The sequence below is a fragment of the Hydrogenispora ethanolica genome, from assembly GCF_004340685.1.
GTDB classification, from domain to species: domain Bacteria; phylum Bacillota; class UBA4882; order UBA8346; family UBA8346; genus Hydrogenispora; species Hydrogenispora ethanolica.
Genome location: NZ_SLUN01000011.1, coordinates 1 through 17,829 on the forward strand (window position 1 = coordinate 1; position 17,829 = coordinate 17,829).

At 49.8% G+C, this 17,829-nt stretch carries 13 protein-coding genes; all 13 read right to left on the reverse strand.

Features of this window, described 5'->3' with window-relative positions:
* Positions 1-941: 941 nt before the first annotated feature.
* Positions 942-1,922, reverse strand: coding sequence for a substrate-binding domain-containing protein (locus EDC14_RS10305; RefSeq protein ID WP_132014214.1), 981 nt, complete (start codon positions 1,920-1,922; stop codon positions 942-944).
* A 111-nt stretch (positions 1,923-2,033) separates the two neighbouring features.
* The gene (locus tag EDC14_RS10310) at positions 2,034-3,098 is read right to left on the reverse strand and encodes an ABC transporter permease (protein WP_132014215.1); all 1,065 of its coding nucleotides are present in this window, start codon (positions 3,096-3,098) and stop codon (positions 2,034-2,036) included.
* 99 nt (positions 3,099-3,197) lie between these two features.
* On the reverse strand, positions 3,198-3,713 hold the full coding sequence (locus EDC14_RS27545; protein WP_341540154.1) for an ATP-binding cassette domain-containing protein: 516 nt from the start codon (positions 3,711-3,713) through the stop codon (positions 3,198-3,200).
* The gene (locus EDC14_RS10315; RefSeq protein ID WP_279388743.1) at positions 3,701-4,705 is read right to left on the reverse strand and encodes a sugar ABC transporter ATP-binding protein; all 1,005 of its coding nucleotides are present in this window, start codon (positions 4,703-4,705) and stop codon (positions 3,701-3,703) included. Before EDC14_RS10315 ends, EDC14_RS27545 begins: the two co-directional genes overlap by 13 nt.
* 353 nt (positions 4,706-5,058) lie before the next feature.
* The gene (locus EDC14_RS10320) at positions 5,059-6,558 is read right to left on the reverse strand and encodes a sugar ABC transporter ATP-binding protein (RefSeq protein ID WP_132014216.1); all 1,500 of its coding nucleotides are present in this window, start codon (positions 6,556-6,558) and stop codon (positions 5,059-5,061) included.
* Positions 6,559-6,655: 97 nt separating this feature from the next.
* The gene (locus tag EDC14_RS10325) at positions 6,656-7,447 is read right to left on the reverse strand and encodes a DeoR/GlpR family DNA-binding transcription regulator (RefSeq protein WP_165907929.1); all 792 of its coding nucleotides are present in this window, start codon (positions 7,445-7,447) and stop codon (positions 6,656-6,658) included.
* Positions 7,448-7,928: 481 nt separating this feature from the next.
* A complete protein-coding gene (locus EDC14_RS10330; protein WP_165907930.1) occupies positions 7,929-9,176 on the reverse strand; it encodes a sn-glycerol-1-phosphate dehydrogenase in 1,248 nt (415 codons plus the stop codon).
* A gap of 32 nt (positions 9,177-9,208) precedes the next feature.
* A complete protein-coding gene (araA, locus tag EDC14_RS10335; RefSeq protein WP_132014219.1) occupies positions 9,209-10,714 on the reverse strand; it encodes an L-arabinose isomerase in 1,506 nt (501 codons plus the stop codon).
* A 142-nt stretch (positions 10,715-10,856) separates the two neighbouring features.
* On the reverse strand, positions 10,857-12,470 hold the full coding sequence (locus EDC14_RS10340; protein ID WP_165907931.1) for a response regulator: 1,614 nt from the start codon (positions 12,468-12,470) through the stop codon (positions 10,857-10,859).
* The gene (locus tag EDC14_RS10345; RefSeq protein ID WP_132014221.1) at positions 12,448-14,166 is read right to left on the reverse strand and encodes a cache domain-containing sensor histidine kinase; all 1,719 of its coding nucleotides are present in this window, start codon (positions 14,164-14,166) and stop codon (positions 12,448-12,450) included. Before EDC14_RS10345 ends, EDC14_RS10340 begins: the two co-directional genes overlap by 23 nt.
* A gap of 111 nt (positions 14,167-14,277) precedes the next feature.
* Positions 14,278-15,321, reverse strand: coding sequence for a substrate-binding domain-containing protein (locus EDC14_RS10350; RefSeq protein WP_132014222.1), 1,044 nt, complete (start codon positions 15,319-15,321; stop codon positions 14,278-14,280).
* A gap of 132 nt (positions 15,322-15,453) precedes the next feature.
* Positions 15,454-16,545, reverse strand: coding sequence for a cache domain-containing protein (locus EDC14_RS10355; RefSeq protein WP_132014223.1), 1,092 nt, complete (start codon positions 16,543-16,545; stop codon positions 15,454-15,456).
* Positions 16,546-16,824: 279 nt separating this feature from the next.
* A complete protein-coding gene (gene yjfF, locus EDC14_RS10360; RefSeq protein WP_424337409.1) occupies positions 16,825-17,823 on the reverse strand; it encodes a galactofuranose ABC transporter, permease protein YjfF in 999 nt (332 codons plus the stop codon).
* Positions 17,824-17,829: the final 6 nt, after the last annotated feature.

Below are 17,829 nucleotides of genomic sequence, written 5' to 3' on the forward strand. Positions count from 1 at the left end.
TACGGAATGGTGTTAATCCATTCCCTACTCTTAATTCGAAAAATAACCTCATCCAGTCATTTCTCTTTTTCTACTGTTCAGTTTTCAAGGTTCAGATAAGATTTGCCACTTCTGGTTGTTTGTGCTTGGTGACCCGTGACAAATATGTATTTTAGCACTGGTTCTTCGGTTTGTCAACCGCTTTTTTTGGCTCGCCGTTTGGCGAGTGGACTCTTATCTTAGCATGTCCCGGGCGGTTTGTCAACCTCTTTTTTTCGTTTACCTGCGGATTTGTTTTCCACGGCAGGAATTATCCTATCATGTTTCCCGGCCTTTGTCAATCCGCTTTTTTCGCTTGCCGCGCTTTGGTCTTTCCCGTGGCGCGGATGCTTATCTTATCATGGTCCCGCTTTGGGTTGACAACTACTTTTTCTTCTTTGAGCTGCGGGTTTGGTTGGTTCCGCTTTCTCGGGCGGAAGCTTAGTTTATCATGGAGTGGGGTTTTCGTCAAGGTGTTTTTTACGATTTGCTGTTTCGGTTGGTGAATTAGGTTATTCGGTTACTGAATATGCTGATTTAGTTACTGAATGATGATGTTCGGTTAGTGTATGAGCTGATTTAGTTACTGAATGAGCTTGTTCTGTAACTAAATGAACATATTCAGTAAGTAAATGAACATGTTCTGTTACTGAATGTCCATATTTAGTTACTGAATGAGCTTATTCAGTTACTGAATGGGCTTGCGCGGTTACTGAATATGCTTCTTCGGTTACTGAAGAGAGAGCTTCGCGTTCAAAATGAATCTCTTCGATTGTTCATCATACCGGCCGAGTCATAGTGAAAGAAAGTCATAGTTGTGGGGCATTCGCTCAACTCAGTTAAGCTCAGAATTTAACAGCTAATAAAATACCCCCTTATAAGGTTAAGAGGGTATTCGACCAACTATCTCTCGAGAAAGGAATTTATTTTGAATAAAAGGCATCGACATTCGATTTGGTAACCACGTTGGTTCCAGTATCGACCACTCCGGGCAAGGGATTAATATCCTTGCTCCGCCAGCCGTCGACCGGTTTGACGAGATTATGTTTAATATTATAAAGGAAAGTCATCGACCAATAACCCATGCTCCAGGTTCCTTGAGCGATCGACGCGCTGATAACCCCTTCTTTAATCAGATCCAAGGTTCCTTTATCCGTATCAAAGCTGACGATCTTGACCTTGCCGATGGCATTGGCCTCACGAATTGCGGCCGCCGCACCCACTCCGCCCAACGCATCCGTACAAAAGACGCCTTTTAAATTCGGACGGGCCTGAAGAAAACCGGCAATGACCGTGGCGGCTTTCGTTTGGTCATTATTATCGTTACCCACGGCTACCACCTTCATATTGGGGAAAGATTTGGCCAAGGTATCCACAAAACCGGATTTTCTTTCTTCATGATTTAACTGTCCGGTTACAGTCGAAACCGCCACTTCGCCTTGTCCGCCGAGTAATTTGGCGATATAGCGCGCGGCCGCAGCACCCGCATTATAATTGCTGGTTCCCAGGTAGCAGTAACGGTTACTGTTGGGCGAGTCCGCATCAAAAGTCACTACTGGAATCCCGGCGGCAATCGCCTTATTAATCGGAGCTCTCAATCCGTCGGGATTGGCGCAGGTGATCGCGATGCCCGCCGGTTTTTTGGCAATCACTTGCTCCAAGACCGTGACTTCCTGATTCACATCAGCCTGCGGCGCTCCAGTGTAGATCGCCCGTACTCCAAAAAGCTTGGCCGCATCCTGCATTCCTTTAAAGCAGCCTCGCCAATATTCAATACCGGAGGCAAAGGTAACCATATAATATTCTTCCTTGGGGTTGCCGGCAAATACGTTTTTCGCAGCGGCGGATACGACAGTGGTTGCCAAGACCAGAATCAAGCACACGATTGAGAGCACTTTCTTCATGAAAACCCCTCCATCTTTTTTGAAATAGTTGAGGCATTAGGAATGCAATTCTTCGTGAAAAAATTTATTTCATCCTATATAGCAGCAATTTTTCGTGTTGGTCTGGCCCCATCAATGATTGGAATGTAGAGAGGATCCTTCTTTCACTATTTTTTTGAATAGATTGTCAAACGGCTTCTTGGACCGGTGGGTAAAGAAATCCACCAATACCGCTCCGATCAGGATAGTGCCAGTAATCAGATCTTGCCAATACACAGATACGTTGAGCAGAATAAGCGCATTATTTAATAATGCCAACAAGGCGACGCCGAGTATCGCTCCCATAATCGTCCCTTCGCCGCCCGAAAGGCTGGCGCCGCCGATAACGCAGGCGGCAATGGCTCTCATCTCGGCAGAGCCTCCGGCATTGGGGGCGGCGACGGTAAATCGCGCTAAGGTCAGAATGCCAGCCACCGTGGCTAAGAGGCTTGTCAAAAAGTACACGCCGATCTTTACGCGGGAAACATTAATTCCGGAAAGCGCCGCCGCCTTTTCGCTGCTGCCGACATAGAAAACCTGGCGCAAGGGAGCCGACCGCCGCAAGGCAAAATCCATGAAGAACGCAATCAATAAAAAGACGAGCACCATGACTGGAAAAGCTCCGAGACGGCCGCTTCCCCAAAAAGTAAAGGATTTATCGAGACCGGAAAGGGAGAGTGGCGACCCTTGGGTCAACACGTAGGCTCCGCCGCGGGCGATGCTCATCATGCCCAGTGTGGTAATGAAGGGATTCAACCCAATTTTCCCGATGAAATATCCGTTGATCAAACCGCAGAGCATCCCGGCGGCCAAGGCGATCAAAACCGCCAGCCAAATATTGATGCCCGCCAGATACAAAGCCCCGGCGATCACTCCGCTCAAAGCCATTACCGAACCCACGGAAAGGTCGAATCCTCCCAGCACCAACGCAACCGTCATGCCTACCGCGATGATGCCGTCACAAGACATTCCGACCGCCGTCGTGCTGATGTTGGCGACCGAAAAGAAGTTCGGGGACAAAAAGGATAAAACGACTCCAAAACCGGCAATAATCAACACCAAAGTGAATTCCCGGATGGCAAAAAGTCGTTTTAAAATAACATTACTCGGCCTGTTTCTCCCTGAAACGAAAACGCTATTCTCTATTTCTGTCTTCATTCAACTACCTCCATTGCGCTCGTTGGATACGATGGACCAAGGAAAATGCACAGCATTCAAGAGAAAATGAGTCCGGATTCAGCAGGCGGATTTTGCCGCTCAGACGGCGAGGCTGTCATGGCGGAACGCCGCGTAGCGCATGATGTTTTCTTCGGTAATCGAATCCCCGGTCAACTCGCCATTTATCCTGCCTTCCCGCATTACCAAGACCCGGTCGCACATGCCGATGATCTCGGGCAGCTCCGAGGAGATGAGGACCACTCCGATGCCCTGTTTGCTCAAATCCCGCAATAAGGAGTGGAGCTCCGCCTTGGCTCCGACATCGATGCCGCGGGTCGGCTCATCCATGAATACGACCTTGGGATGGGTGGCCAGCCACTTGCCGAGCATCACTTTTTGTTGATTGCCGCCGCTCAAGTTGACCACCAATTGCCGAACGCCCGGCGTTTTAATGTGTAATCGCCCAACAAAGTCCTCCGCCATCCGTACCTCTTTTTGATGATTGACCAAAAAATGCGCGGTGATCCGGTCAATGATGGCGGCGGAAATGTTGCGGGTGACAGGCATCTGTAAAAACAATCCTTGGGATTTCCGGTCTTCGGTCACATAGACCACTTTGGCGGCGATGGACTGGGCATAGCTGTGGAAATTGACTGGCCGCCCTCCAGATAAACCTCGCCACGGTCACACCGGTCGATTCCGCATACCGCGCGGGCCACTTCGGTTCGGCCGGCCCCCACCAGACCGGCCAAACCCAAAATTTCTCCTTGATAAACCGTGAATGAGATATCGTGGAATTTTCCCTGCCGTTCAAGCGATTCGACCCTCAGGAGCGGCTCCCCTTTGACGGCGGACTTGGGCGGATACAGATTATCAATGCTCCTGCCGACCATCATCGTAATCATCTCATCCGGGTTGGTTTCTGTAACTTTCTTGGTATGAATGTAACGGCCATCCCGAAAAACCGAGACCCGATCGCAAATCCGGAAGACTTCCGCCAGACGATGGCTGATGTACAGAACGCCGATTCCCTTGGTACTCAGCTTCTTCAGCATCATAAAAAGCGTTTCGGTTTCACTCTCCGTAAGCGATGAAGTCGGTTCATCCAGGATCAACAGCCGGCACTCCGACGAAAGCGCCTTGAGGACCTCCACCACTTGCTGGGCTGCGATATTCAGCTCATTGACCCGCAGGTTGGGATCGATGTCCAGGTGAAATTCTCGCAGGAGCTTGGCGGTCAAATCCTCCGCTTGTTTGAAATCAATCAATGACAAAGACCGCTCCGGCGCTCTCCCCAAAAATATATTTTCAGCAATGGATAGATGCGGACATAACGCCGTCTCCTGATGCACGAACCCGATCCCGCGGTCTTGCGCCTGGCGCGGGTTGGCCGGAGCAAAGGGTTGACCGCATAGCCACATTCCCCCCTGATCGGGTCGGAACACGCCGGAGATGATGTTCAGCAGCGTCGATTTTCCCGCGCCATTTTCGCCGACCAAGCCATGGATCTCTCCTTGGGTCACCTCCAGGTCGACGCCGTCTAAAGCCTTTACTCCGGGGAATGTCTTGGTTATCCCTTGAATCGAAAGCAGAACTTCGCGTTCCATAGCGATCCCCCTTGGCATCGTAGACATTTTATAGGAGAGATCTTTCAACGTGGAGTTTCTAATCCCTTTCATGTTTTTAACTAATTTTAACTAATTTTTATTATATTTGTTATTTATTTATTTTGAGAAAAAATTGCCGAACGATTACAATCGACTTCGGAGAGCTTTCCCCGCACCCCAAAGACATTGCGATGAGAGTCGTATATTTTTTTATAAAAATTCACCTTTGCTTTTTTTATTATTTTGATCATTCTCGTCCAAGTCCACTCCGCAATGAAAAACCGGGATCGACGAAACCCGGTTTAACTGTACTGGACCGATCCATGGTGATAACTCGGGACTTCCCGCTATCCCTATTCCCGTCCGGAAGCCAATTTGAGGATCTTTTCTTCCGAGATTTCGTTCCCCTCAAGCTCACCGGCGATTCTTCCCTGATAGATGACAAGCACCCGATGGCACATTCCGATCAACTCCGACAGATCGGAGGAGATGATGATGACGCCGGAGCCTCCGCAAATGAAACTATTGAGAATATTGTACAGATCGACTTTCGAGGCGATATCCAGGCCACAGGTGGGTTCATCGAGCAAATAGATAAAACCGCCGCTGAAAAGCCATTTGGCCACCATCGTCTTCTGTTGATTCCCGCCGCTTAAATGAGCGACCCGTTGCTGCAGATCCGCCAGGCCGATTCCGAGCCTCCTGGTGAGGCCGCGGGCGATCAGGGTCTCTTTTTTAATGTCGATGACTCCTTTCGCGGTTACCCGTTTCAGGTTGGTGGCGGAAATGTTGTCTTTCACGGATAGGTTATTAAAGAGGCCGGCGCGAACCCGGTCCTCCGCCAGGTACGCCAAGCCGAGTTTGATCGCCTGCTGCGGAGAGCGCAATCGGACCTCGCGACCGCGCAGGAACATTTTCCCGGTCACCATCGAAGCCATCCCAAAGATCGAATTGACCAGAGCGGTTCTTCCGGAACCGGCCAAACCGGCGATTCCCAGCATTTCTCCTTCACGAAGCGTAAAGCTGATGTCACTCAGTACATTCCCCATGGATAGATGTTCGACGCGGAGCAGCTCGTTCCGGGTGGGCAAACCGAGCTTCGGGTAGCGGCCCAGCGCTTCCTCTCCCACCATCAGCCGGATGATCTCCGCGCCTTCGAGCGATTCTACAGGCAGCGTTCCGACATTGACGCCATCCCGCAGAATCGTAATTCTGTCGGCAATCTGACGGATCTCTTTCAAACGATGAGTAATGTAAACGATCGCCACGCCGCGCTGCCGGATCTTATGCAAAACTTTGAAAAAATAGCTGACTTCCCGCTCGTTCAAGGCCGTGGTCGGCTCGTCGAGAATCAGCAATTCCGCGTTGCGCGATAAGGCTCTGGCGATCTCCACCATCTGTTGTTGCGCAAAGCTCAGGTCGGCCACCCTGCCATGGGCGTCGATCTCAAAATGCAATTCATCCAAAATGCTTTGCGCTTCGTGATAAACGCGCTCCCTCTCAATGATCCCGTGCTTTACCAGCCCACGCTGCTGATATTGCTCGACCATGATATTCTCGGCCACGCTGAGTTCGGGAAACAAGCAGAGCTCCTGATGAACCGCGCTGATGCCGAGATCCATGGCTTGTTTGACCGAAGTGATCGCCATGGCCTCGCCGCGCCAATAGATGGAACCGGAATCAAGGGGAACGATCCCGCTCAATACTTTCATCAGCATCGATTTCCCGGCGCCGTTCTTACCGAGCAATCCATGGATCTCCCCGGTTCGGACTGTAAAATCGACCCCTTTCAAAACCGGGCCGTTCGGATAGGTTTTCCAGATATTGACCATCGCGAGAAGGGTGTTTTGCATCGCTCCTCATATTCCTCTCTGCTTGGATTACCGAATACTTTGGAGAATGTCAATGGCGGGAACGGCCGATGCGCCGTGATTGTCGATTGCCAAAAAATCAAGGGAGGGCGGTGATCTCCTCCACCTCGTACGGAGTGTAGAGTTTGATATTCCGGTTAAAAAAGAACTCCTTATAGGGGTCATCCAGTTCTTTATTGGTGACGATCTTTTGGACCTCGGTCAGCTGGCACAAAAAGGCGAACCCAATCTGGCCGAACTTGGCCGCATTGGCGACAATGATCGTCTCATCGCTGATGGCGAAGAGCTGTTTATAGAGCAACGCCTCTTCCACCGTGGCACTGGTGAAACCATGGGTAAAACTGGCGCCGCTGATGCTCAGGATAGCCTTGGTGAAATGAATCCGTTCCAGCGAGCGGAGGGCCAGTTCGCCGGCTACGGCCGTGGAACCGGGCAGGACATTGCCGCCGGTGACGACACTGATCACGCCGGCGGTATTGGATAATTCCTGGGCCACTTTGAGATCGTTGGTCATGACGGTGAGTCGTTGTTTATTCTTCAGGTTGATGGCGACCTGGAGGCAGGTTGCGCCGCCTCCCAAAAAAATCGCTTCCCGGTCCCGCACCAAAAGGGCGGCGGTCTCTCCGATTTCTTTGATCTCCGGCGGGATCACTTCGCTTGCCAGGTTATCATGAGCCGGATCCAGGATGGTTTCGTTCAATACGACGCCGCCGTGGGTTTTGGTGGCAAACCCTTCCCTTTCAAGCTTATCCAGATCCCGCCGCGCGGTCACTTCCGTAACTCCCAGGGTGGCGGCGAGGGTGGCAATGTCGATCTGCTTGTGTTTGAGAAGCAGTTCCTTAATCTGCTGCTGCCGGGCGGCTGCAAACAATGTCAATCCCTCATTTTCTTTTTTCTGCTTTTTTTGCAATATTTGATTATCTTTTACTTTAAACCGCTCTTTCCCCAAAGTCAAGAATCTGCAGCGGGTTTTTTGAGGTTTCAAAACGGGCGGCATCCGTTCCATTCATCGGGAGTCAAGCGCAAAAGGGCCTTCCTGAGGCCAAGACAGCCCTCAATTTCATACCTTTGGCGATTGGCCCCGCAACTTTCATTGGGATCGTCCAATTGATTTTTGTCACCCCGAAACTTCAATTCTCAGGCTGTCAAATTGAATTTGCCACCATCCAATTTCCATTTGTAAAGGTGCAAAAGAATTAATTCTCGACTTTTTATCAAATTTTCGATTTCATGTTCTCATCGGATAATCTTTTTATAATAAAAAAGAACAGCCATCGAGGCGATGCTGTTCTTTGAAAATTTAGCGAGCTCTTAATCAGTCTTGAAACTCCTAGCGTTTCGAACCGGTAAATCTAGCCTATCTGCCAGCCAATATCTTCGGCCAGACGAAAGACGGTGTACCGTAACCGCACCTCTTTGGCATTTTCGAGCGCTGTCCGCAAGCCTTCCTGAGTCACTTCGAGGAATTCGATCGCGGTTGGAGCTCCCGCTTGATTCAGGAGGCTGATGATCCGTTCCGGCGGAGCGACATTCCGGCCGACCCAATCCTGCAGCGTCGGCCAATGGTCTAGCAACCGGCGCTGCCGGGCCGAGCGCTTTTCGGAATCGCGGTAAAAATCCTTTAAATCATGGAGCACCGACGGAGCGAGCGGTCCGAAGACCGCGGCGATTCTCTGCCGGTAAACCGGTTCCGGTTCATTTTGACGCGCTGCGATCCGTTCGGCGACCGCGGCCTGGGATAGGGCGAATAATTGCTGATAATACCGGCAGACCAAGATGGTGGCGATCCCGACCTTCGTCCCGTGCAGATGGCCTTCCGCTCCCTGCAAGGCGTCTTGCATCTCCCAAAAGTGTGACAAATGATGCTCCGCTCCAGAAGCGGGCCGGGAATCGCCCCATTTCAACATGGCGATGCCCGATATGATCAGGGCCTCGGTCAGATTCCGGATGCGGGTAAGCGGCGCGGATTCCCCCTCGAAGCTTTCCACCGCCTTATCAATCGCCGTCCTGACGATGGCCTCGATCTCATCGGAGAATGCTTCGCCATTCACCAGCTGGTCCAGTTTCCAATCGGCCAGGGCGGTATATTTGCCAAGCAGATCGCCGAAGCCCGCCTGAATCATGATGGCCGGCGCCGTGGCCATGATCTCCGGATCGGCGACGATGGCGATAGGGGGAGCGGCGGGCAGCGTTTGCTTGAAGCCGTTGAGCGTCAATACCGCGACGGGCGAAGCATAGCCATCCATCGACGGCGCGGTGGGGATCGCCACAAAAGGCTTCCCTGCCCTGGAACTTACAAAACGGGTCAGATCGGTGATGGTGCCCGCTCCCAGCGCAATCAAGAGCCCGGTATCCGCTCCCACCTTCTGGGTAATTTCCGCCAGCGCGTTCTCGTCCGGGACCAAACTGGTTTCGCGCCGCAGAACGCATTCGCGGACCGTAAAACCGACCGCTTTTAATTTGGCTAAAACTTGTTCGCCCGCGACTCCGTGAGTACGGTCGTCGGCGACCAATAAGATCTCGCCCGTATGTCCGGCCAGCACGCCCGGGAGTTTCCGCAGCGCGCCACATTCGACAATTGTCTGAATCAAAGTTTCCACGAATAGCTCCTTCAAATCTGTCTGCCTTTGAATTAAATTCCTTTCGCCAAATGGTAATAGAGTTCGTTCCAGCGGAGCTCCCGTTTGAAGTCGCTGATGTGGGTGTCTTCGCCGATCAACAGGTATTCAATCCCGGCGATTTCGGCGAAATCCTCCAGCTGTTCCGCGGTGACCGCTTGGCTGAACGCGGTATGGTGAGCCCCTCCCGCCAGGATCCAGGCCTCGGCCGCTACCTTGAGATCGGGCAAGGGGATCCAGAGCGCCCGGGCGACCGGCAGTTTCGGCAATGCTTCGTCAGGGGTGACCACTTGAACCTCATTGACCAAAAGCCGGAAACGGTTTCCCATATCCAGAATCGAAGCATTCAAACCCCGCCCCGCCGGAACATTGAAGACAAGCCGGACCGGATCGGCCTTGCCACCGATCGACAGCGGGTGGATCTCCAACGACGGCTTTGCGGCGGCGACCGACTCGCAGACCTCCAGCATATGCGCACCTAACACTTTCATTTTACCATTTTCCAGATGATACGTATAGTCCTCCATAAAAGAGGTGCCACCCGGGAGGCCATGCCCCATCACCTTTAAGGCTCTGACCAGAGCGGCAGTCTTCCAGTCGCCTTCCGCTCCAAAACCGTAACCGGCCGCCATCAACCGTTGCACCGCCAATCCCGGCAGTTGCGCCAGGCCGTGCAGATCCTCGAAGGTGGTGGTAAAACCCTTAAACCCGCCGTCTTCCAAGAACCGCTTTAGCCCCAGCTCAATTCGGGCTGCCTCCTCCAGCGAAGCCCGGAAAGGGCCGTCCTGAAGGAGCTCTTTTTGGAGCGAATACTGTTGTTCGTATTCCCGGATCAAGCTTTTTATTTCCCCGGCGCTGATCTCATTGACGACACCAACCAGGTTTCCCAGGCCATACCCGTTCACGGAATAGCCCAAGCGAATTTGGGCTTCCACTTTATCTCCTTCGGTCACCGCCACTTCGCGCATGTTGTCACCGAACCGGGCAAATTTGGCGCCTTGCATGTCGCTCCAAGCCAGTGCCGCCCGGATCCAGGTCGCCAACTTCTGAATGACTTCATCATCCTGCCAAAACCCGACAATCACCTTCCGGGCTTTTCTCATTCGCGCGCCGATGAAGCCGAACTCGCGATCACCGTGCGCCGATTGGTTCAGGTTCATAAAATCCATGTCCATCTCGGACCATGGAATATCGCGGTTGAACTGAGTATGCAGATGGGCCAGCGGTTTGTTCAAAATATTGAGTCCGGCGATCCACATCTTGGCCGGGGAAAAAGTATGCATCCAAGTGATCAAGCCAATGCAGTCCGGCGCGCTATTCGCTTCGATACACAACTGCAGGATGGCATCGGGCGTTGTCAAAACCGGTTTAAAAACGATTTTTGCGGGAATTTCCGCTTTCTCATCCAGCGCCTTCGCCATGATCTGCGAATGTTCCGCCACTTTTTGCAGGGTATCTTCGCCGTAGAGATGCTGGCTGCCGGTGACAAACCATACTTCTTTTGCTTTTAATTGAATCATGATTATCCCCTCTCTCTTATCATAGAATTGGAGTATCAATCGGCGATCCGAAACTTGTCCGTACAACTTCCTCTAGCAATAATATATCATGAGAATCACAAATGAAGAAGTATTTTATGAGAAAGTCCCAAACTTTCCGTCCCTACTTCAGCGTCCGGGTATTCTCCCGATACTCGGTGGGGGAAACGCCCATCAACTTTTTAAAACAGTTACTAAAGTAAAAGGAGTCGTTATACCCGACTGCATTGGAGATCTCATAGATTTTGAGATCCGAATGTTTCAGGAGTTCTTTGGCCTTTTTTATTCGGCGCTCCGTCAAATAATCACTGAAATTCTTGCCGGTACGCTCCGAAAACAACAAGCTTAAGTAGCTGGGGCTAATCTTGTAACGAGTCGCCATCGCCGACAGCGTAATATCCGTTTCAAAATGATCGTCAAGATACTGCCGAATTTCTTCAACCAATTGATGATTGTAGGAAGTTCTTTTTCGATTGATAAACTCTTGGATGTGTTTGAAAAGGCTCTCTAGGATCCCCTCTAATTCCTCAAGACTTTCCGCTTGGTTCACCATCGTCAAAGACGACATACCAGAGCCGAAGACTTCGATCGCATTATACCCTAACTCGTTTAAAGTAGCGGAAGTCAACAGCAGCAGATTGCTGACCACGATCTTTGACAGTTCGGGGCTCAATCGGGCCTGACGCATCTCGTGGATGAAAGATTTTAAATCCTTTTGAATCGCGGCATCGGCCCCAATTTTCAAGTTGTCAAATATCGAGTTCTGGTGTAAATAATAGAACAATTTGTGGTAAGAAGGATTATCCAAATTGAGATCGTTAATGGAGAAAACCTGGTTCATCCCGTAAAGGTAACGGTATTGCAGCGCGGAACAAGCCTCCTTATACGAAACGGAGAGATCGGCCAATTCATGATAGGGATGTCCGACGCCGCAGGCCAATGAGCGATTTAATACGGTTCGCAGCTGTTCCAGTTTTTCCTCCAACCGGCTCGGCAGATCAGGATCGGGGTCGAGCACGATCATTGCCACCCGGTTCCTGCGGCAATTCACAATCCAATGCCAGCCGGCTATCGCGTCCTCTTCATCAAATAACCGTCGGACTTGTTCGAAAAATTGCATGTTCAACAGATACTTTTCTTCCTCGGTGAGCACTGAGAGTTGATGCTCGGGAATCTCCAGGACCGCTACTTGAAAGCGATGGTTTTCCAGGGTGGCCAGCCCCAGAAACTCAAGCTGAGCGCCGATATTACCTGCCGGACGGTTCCCATTCAGCAGATCGAGGATTAATTTTTCCTGCAATGCCGCCATGTTTTTTTGCAGTTGTTCCCGAAGGTTGTTCAGCTCGGATCGGTCGGCCTGTTCTCTCTCAAGTTCGTCCTTGTAGCGCAGCACCACTTCGAGCAGCCGGCGGCTGGCAAAAGGTTTCAACAGATAATCCGAGACATTCAGTTTGATGGATTCCTGAGCGTATTCGAATTCGGCAAATCCGGAAATGACAATGATCTTCATCCGGTAATTCCGCCGTTTAATCTCTTTAATCAACTCAATCCCATTCATCTTAGGCATTTGGACGTCCGTAACCATGATTTCGATTGGATAACGTTCGAGCATAGCCAAAGCTTCCAGTCCATTGCCGGCGCTTACTACGGGGTCAAAGCCGTACTTCCCCCAGGAAACGTTATTCAACAGCTTCTGTTTGATCGCCTCTTCATCCTCAACCAGTAATAATCCGGCCACTATCGTCACTACCTTTTTGCACTGTTTGTATCACGGGCAGCAGTACCCGCACGGTGACTCCTCCTCCGGGGGTTGGAAATAATTCCAACCCATACTCGGAGCCGAAAGCCAGCACCAACCGCTCCTTTACGTTACACAATCCAAAATAATCTTCATCGGTTCCGGGCTCCCGCAAGCACTCGTTGATCTCGGCAAGCTCCAGGGACGGGATCCCCACTCCGTTATCGATCACCTCGAGGCATATCTTCGCCGCGTCCTCTAAAAAATAACCCCGGATGATAATCATTCCTACCCCGGGCTCCTCCAACTCCCGGACGCCATGATAAATCGCGTTTTCAACCAAGGGCTGAAGAATCAGCTTGATGGTTTTATAAGGCAGGATTCGTTCATCAAGCTCGAATCGGTAATTATACTTATCGCCGTGGCGGAACCGTTGAATATACAGGTAATTCCGGACATGCTCCGTTTCTTCGCGAATCGTAATAAACTCCTGGCCGTGACTCAGGCTAATTCGAAAAAAAGCCCCCAGTGCTTCGACCATATTGATTACGTCCTCATTCTGCTTGGTTTCCAGCAGACCGATGATCAGATCCAGTGTATTGTAAATGAAATGTGGTTTGATCTGCTCTTGTAAAGCGATCATCTCGGTCCGGCGCAGCTTTTTCTGCTCTTGAACGCTTTGCTCCATCAACTGGCGAATTCTGGCCAGCATCTGATTGAAAGCCTCTCCCAATTGCCCAATCTCGTCACCGGTCCGGATGGTGACATTGGTATTCAAATCCTCGGCCGCCAACCGCATCGTATGTCGCAACTCCATAATCGGCCGGGTCAGACGCCGCGCCAGAAAAATCGCCACCCCGATCACAGCCAGTATGGATCCACAGATTAAAAGGAGCGAAACACCTGTAATCCGGTGCATCTCCTGCATTAATTCCGCTTGATTGGAAATGCCGATAATTCTCCAATTGGCAGGCGTAAATGTTTTAATGGTCACCACTTGATTCCCGTGGCTGAATTCCGGCAATAGTGAACCCGTCTTTCCCCGTTCGTATGCGGAATTTCCCAGTAACAAACTGACCGACTTTCCGGTTAATTCCGGATTTGGATGGTAAATAATTTGGCCGTTCTCATCCACCAGCATTACATAACCGGTCTTTCCAAGCCGTATATCCCGGCAGATATTGTCTAAAAGCTCCACATCCACATCCACGCTCATCATGCCTAAAAAATTTTCATAATCGCCCCGGATTGCCCGTCCGATCGAAAAAACGCTACCGCCTAGCCAATCGGAATGCGGCCCCCAGAAGGCGGTCGTATCGCCAACGACACTACGGTTGGCGAGCGTCTGAAATAATTGATCCTGAGTTAGATCGATGTGAGTCGTCCCATAACAACCGATTCGTACCCCGTTTAAAGTGGTGATTGCCACATCCCGCAGATCGGTTTTGATGGTTTTGATATTATTGAAATTCTCCCATAAACGCAGGGTATATTTACGATTCCCTTCAATATCCCCAGCCACGCTAAGCTTGACAAATTGTAGGACATAGTAGTCGCTTCGCAAGTCCAGCATCCGTTCCTGATCACTCAGGTAAATCGTCAGATTCCGGTCGATTCGGTCAATAACTTCACGGGTATAGGAACGGACATTCTGCTCCAGGATCTCAAGGTAGAGACGATATGAAACGAAAGTCAACAGGACGAGAGGCACCACGCTTAAAAAAGCGAGCGAGAGAATAAACTTGGACCGTATCGACCCCAGCTTTGGAAAACGCGGTTGCAAACGAAAAAGTTGCGGTGTACTCAGTTACTTCATCTCCAAAGGCTTTTTGATCTTTAATAAACGGTCAAAATCCGCTCGAGTGGCAAACTCCAGTTGGGTCTCAATGAACTGAGAGGGTATAGGCAACCCTTTTATAGCACATACTAAATAACTCACGGTCAGCTCGCCCATCTCCCGAAAATCCTGTCCGACCAGAGCCTGGGCGAAGCCTTTTTTGGCAGCCTGCAGCACCGGATATGAGGTATCCATCGATACTGCGATGCCTCCCCGGTTACACCATTCCTGATAGAATGGCATAGACTCCGTAGGTCCGAAAAAAGCCCAACCGCCCGCGAAGAAAAAGACATCGGTTTCCGGGTGATTTTTGATATAGGCCTCAACGACTTTCGCACCTAAGGCCGTATCGTCATCGCAGGATAGCAAAGCGGTATAATCCAATTGGATCTTCCCGTCAGTCGCTTCTTTGAAGCCGCGGATCCGCTCGTTCAGATTATAAGCTTGGAGACCGCCGGTTAGAATCGCGGTCGTTAATTTCTTTCCGGCCAAACCTCTAGCGGTAACGAGCCTCACCATAGCCTGGCCGCAAGCCCAACCGGCACGGTAGTTGTTGGTACCGCAATAAAACAACCGCTTGCTGCCGGGGCAGTCCGCATCAATAGTAGCCACCTTGATTCCAGCCGCCACCGCTTTATCAAGCACCCCACGTATCCATTGCGGGTCGCTGCAACTGACGGCGATCCCATCGACTTTGCGGCGGATTAAGCCTTCAATGATCCGGGCTTGAGTCGCCGGATCCACTTTAAAAGGCGCCACCCATTCCAAAACTACATTGCACTGTCTGGCAGTCAGTTCAGCCGCTTCCTTGGCTTCCACAAATAACGGGTTATCGAGCGATTTTGGTGATATGGCAATAACCAACGGCCGCGAACGTGCCTCTCCGTTGGCCAATCCCGGAATTTTCCTAGTTTCCTTTTTTATTGCCATCGTCGGCAACGTAAGCATTAAAAAAAGAGCGGTCGTTGCAAGTCCTATCATAAAAAATAGCCGTTGCCACTGGCTCTTTTTCAATCGAGACTACCCCCTTGCTTGTCTTCGACTCCTTGATTCATTCCAGAATCTATCCAAACTTGTTCCAGAGTCCATCAAATTTCCGTCTCCCAACGGTTACTTCCGTCTCCGGCGGAACTTTTCCGACCTCAGTCAACTCTCTTTTTTGCTGCTAATGACCGCCGACAAATACAAGGAAATGACTACAGCACAGATTGCAAACGCCAGACCCAATAGTATTGTATGAAAACCGATGGTCGAAACCTCTTGGTAAAGATATGACGTTGGGGTCAAACTCAGTAAATGCCAGCCGCTTCGGCCGCCGATCCCTATTTTGCTACTAATTGTTTTATAAGTAACCAAATTTTGCCTATGGTTAATCTCAGTCAAAAAGCTGCCTTGATTGACATCACTACCGTAATCTCGGTTTGATACGGGGCTAAAAAGCTTTTGCAACGGCTGGGTATCTTTCATTACCTTTGTTATGTTCTTGCCAATATCGTTTTTAAAAGGAGAGGAGACGATCTCGCCGTTATTGTTGATGACTAGAGAATAATTGTCGATCTCATTGAAAGAAATATTGAGGCGGTTATAAATGGTCATGTTGGCCAACAGATCGATCATTTCTTCATCAATGATGATTGCCAAAACTCCTAAAGGTTTGCCGGTTGCCATTTCTTTGATTTGCCTTCCCAACAAGACAAAATGGCTTCGTTTTACTTTGATCGCCGCCGACCAGACAATACCTCCCCCTCCCCGCAGAATTCCCTGGTAAGCGCTTAGTCCCTTGAAATGTTTGATTAAGGAACGGAATTCTCCGGGAAAGTCCTTGGTAATAATGATGGATTGCTCATCCGAGCGATCGTTAAAGAACATAAAAGCAAATATATCGGGATTGCTAATCATATATTCGTTAAAATGGGCTTCCACATCTTTTTTCGCAGTCGCTATTTGGATAGGATCCTTGGCGTTGACAAACTCCGTCAAAGTATTGTTAAACTCTTTATTGATAAATAAACGTACCGAAATGTTTTCAAATTCGGCCAACTTCAACTGAATATTCGCAACTGCCTGGGTTAATTGCGCCAGTGAATAATCAGCGATTTTGCGGGTGATTGCCGTTCGGTAACTGGCATATGACAACAAGCCGATAACCAAGGTCGGAAGCAACGAAGTCACTAGAAAAAAACCGATCAGTTTTTTTCGGATTGAACCTGTTGTAAAGTGATAACCAAGACTATTCAAGACCGTTTCCCACCCTTTCCTCGTACCTGCCGGTCAAAGTTTTAACCAATTCAGCACAAGGAAAAACGTTTATTAACACTTCTGGCAAATTCATGCTCAACACCCATTTTTATAATTTATTTTATCATATTTCGTAACATAAACATAACGTAATTTTCATTCATGATTTCTAAAATGCAAAGTACGAGTCCTCTTTGGCAGAGAGCGGTTGCTAATATTTAAAAGAACCGGCTAGTTACTATCCGGTCCCTGTTCAATCCGATAAGTTCTCCTAAAAGATTAGGCCGTGGTTTTAACCCCTTTTGTGACGGTTGCAGTTTTCGGTTTCTGCAATACCGACGCTTGGGACATAAACCGTTGCAGAGCAATGAAAATAAATAACAAGATGCCAATGGCGATCTTCGTCCACCAAGAACTCAGCGTCCCATCAAAAGTAATATAAGTTTGAATGACTCCCAGAATCAAGACCCCGATTAACGTTCCGAAGACATAACCTACTCCCCCGGTTAATAAAGTTCCGCCGATGACCGCGGCGGCGATTGCATCCATCTCCATACCATTCCCTGCCCAAGCGTTCCCGGAATACGTGTATAATGAGTAAACCGCACCAGCCAATGCCGAACATAATCCACTGAAAGCATAAATTGCGATCTTTGTACTGCCAACCTCAAGCCCCATTAACCGGGCTGAAGTCTCATTCCCGCCGATTGCATAGGCATTCCGCCCAAAACGAGTCCGATGTGCTAAGAAAATTCCCAGCAGCGTTATAAGAATAAAAGTCAAGGCTACGAAGGTTAACGTACCGTCTCCGATTGGGATTCCAAAGTTGGATAAGGTATCATAAAACGGATGGTTCAGCGGGATTGAGTTAACACTGATAACAAAACCCATGCCTCTGGCGAAAAACATTCCCGCCAAGGTCACCATGAAAGGCGGGAGATCAAAAAAATGAATCAACGAACCCACGATTCCACCATAAATGATTCCAAAGCTCAAGACGATCAAGATGGCCATCCCGGGATGTAAATGAAGATCCCGTACCAAGACCGCGATAATAATGCTGGTACAGCCGACCATTGCGCCAACTGATAAATCAATACCAGCCGAGAGAATTACAAAAGTAATTCCAATCGCGCAAATTCCCAGGAAAGAATTGTCGGTAAATAAGTTAAGCAGGACATTCACGGATAACATGCCCGGGAACCGGAGCGACGCGATAATATAAAGTAATATCCAGACCGCGATTGTTGCCACCAGAGGAATTTGATTCTGCTTCAGAGTGAT

What these genes read in the sequence shown, in the direction of transcription:
- EDC14_RS10320 (WP_132014216.1), bottom strand. Translation starts at nt 6,558, where the DNA reads ATGCAAAACACCCTTCTCGCGATGGTCAATATCTGGAAAACCTATCCG.
- araA (WP_132014219.1), bottom strand. Translation starts at nt 10,714, where the DNA reads ATGATTCAATTAAAAGCAAAAGAAGTATGGTTTGTCACCGGCAGCCAG.
- EDC14_RS10315 (WP_279388743.1), bottom strand. Translation starts at nt 4,705, where the DNA reads ATGGAACGCGAAGTTCTGCTTTCGATTCAAGGGATAACCAAGACATTC.
- EDC14_RS10310 (WP_132014215.1), bottom strand. Translation starts at nt 3,098, where the DNA reads ATGAAGACAGAAATAGAGAATAGCGTTTTCGTTTCAGGGAGAAACAGG.
- EDC14_RS10305 (WP_132014214.1), bottom strand. Translation starts at nt 1,922, where the DNA reads ATGAAGAAAGTGCTCTCAATCGTGTGCTTGATTCTGGTCTTGGCAACC.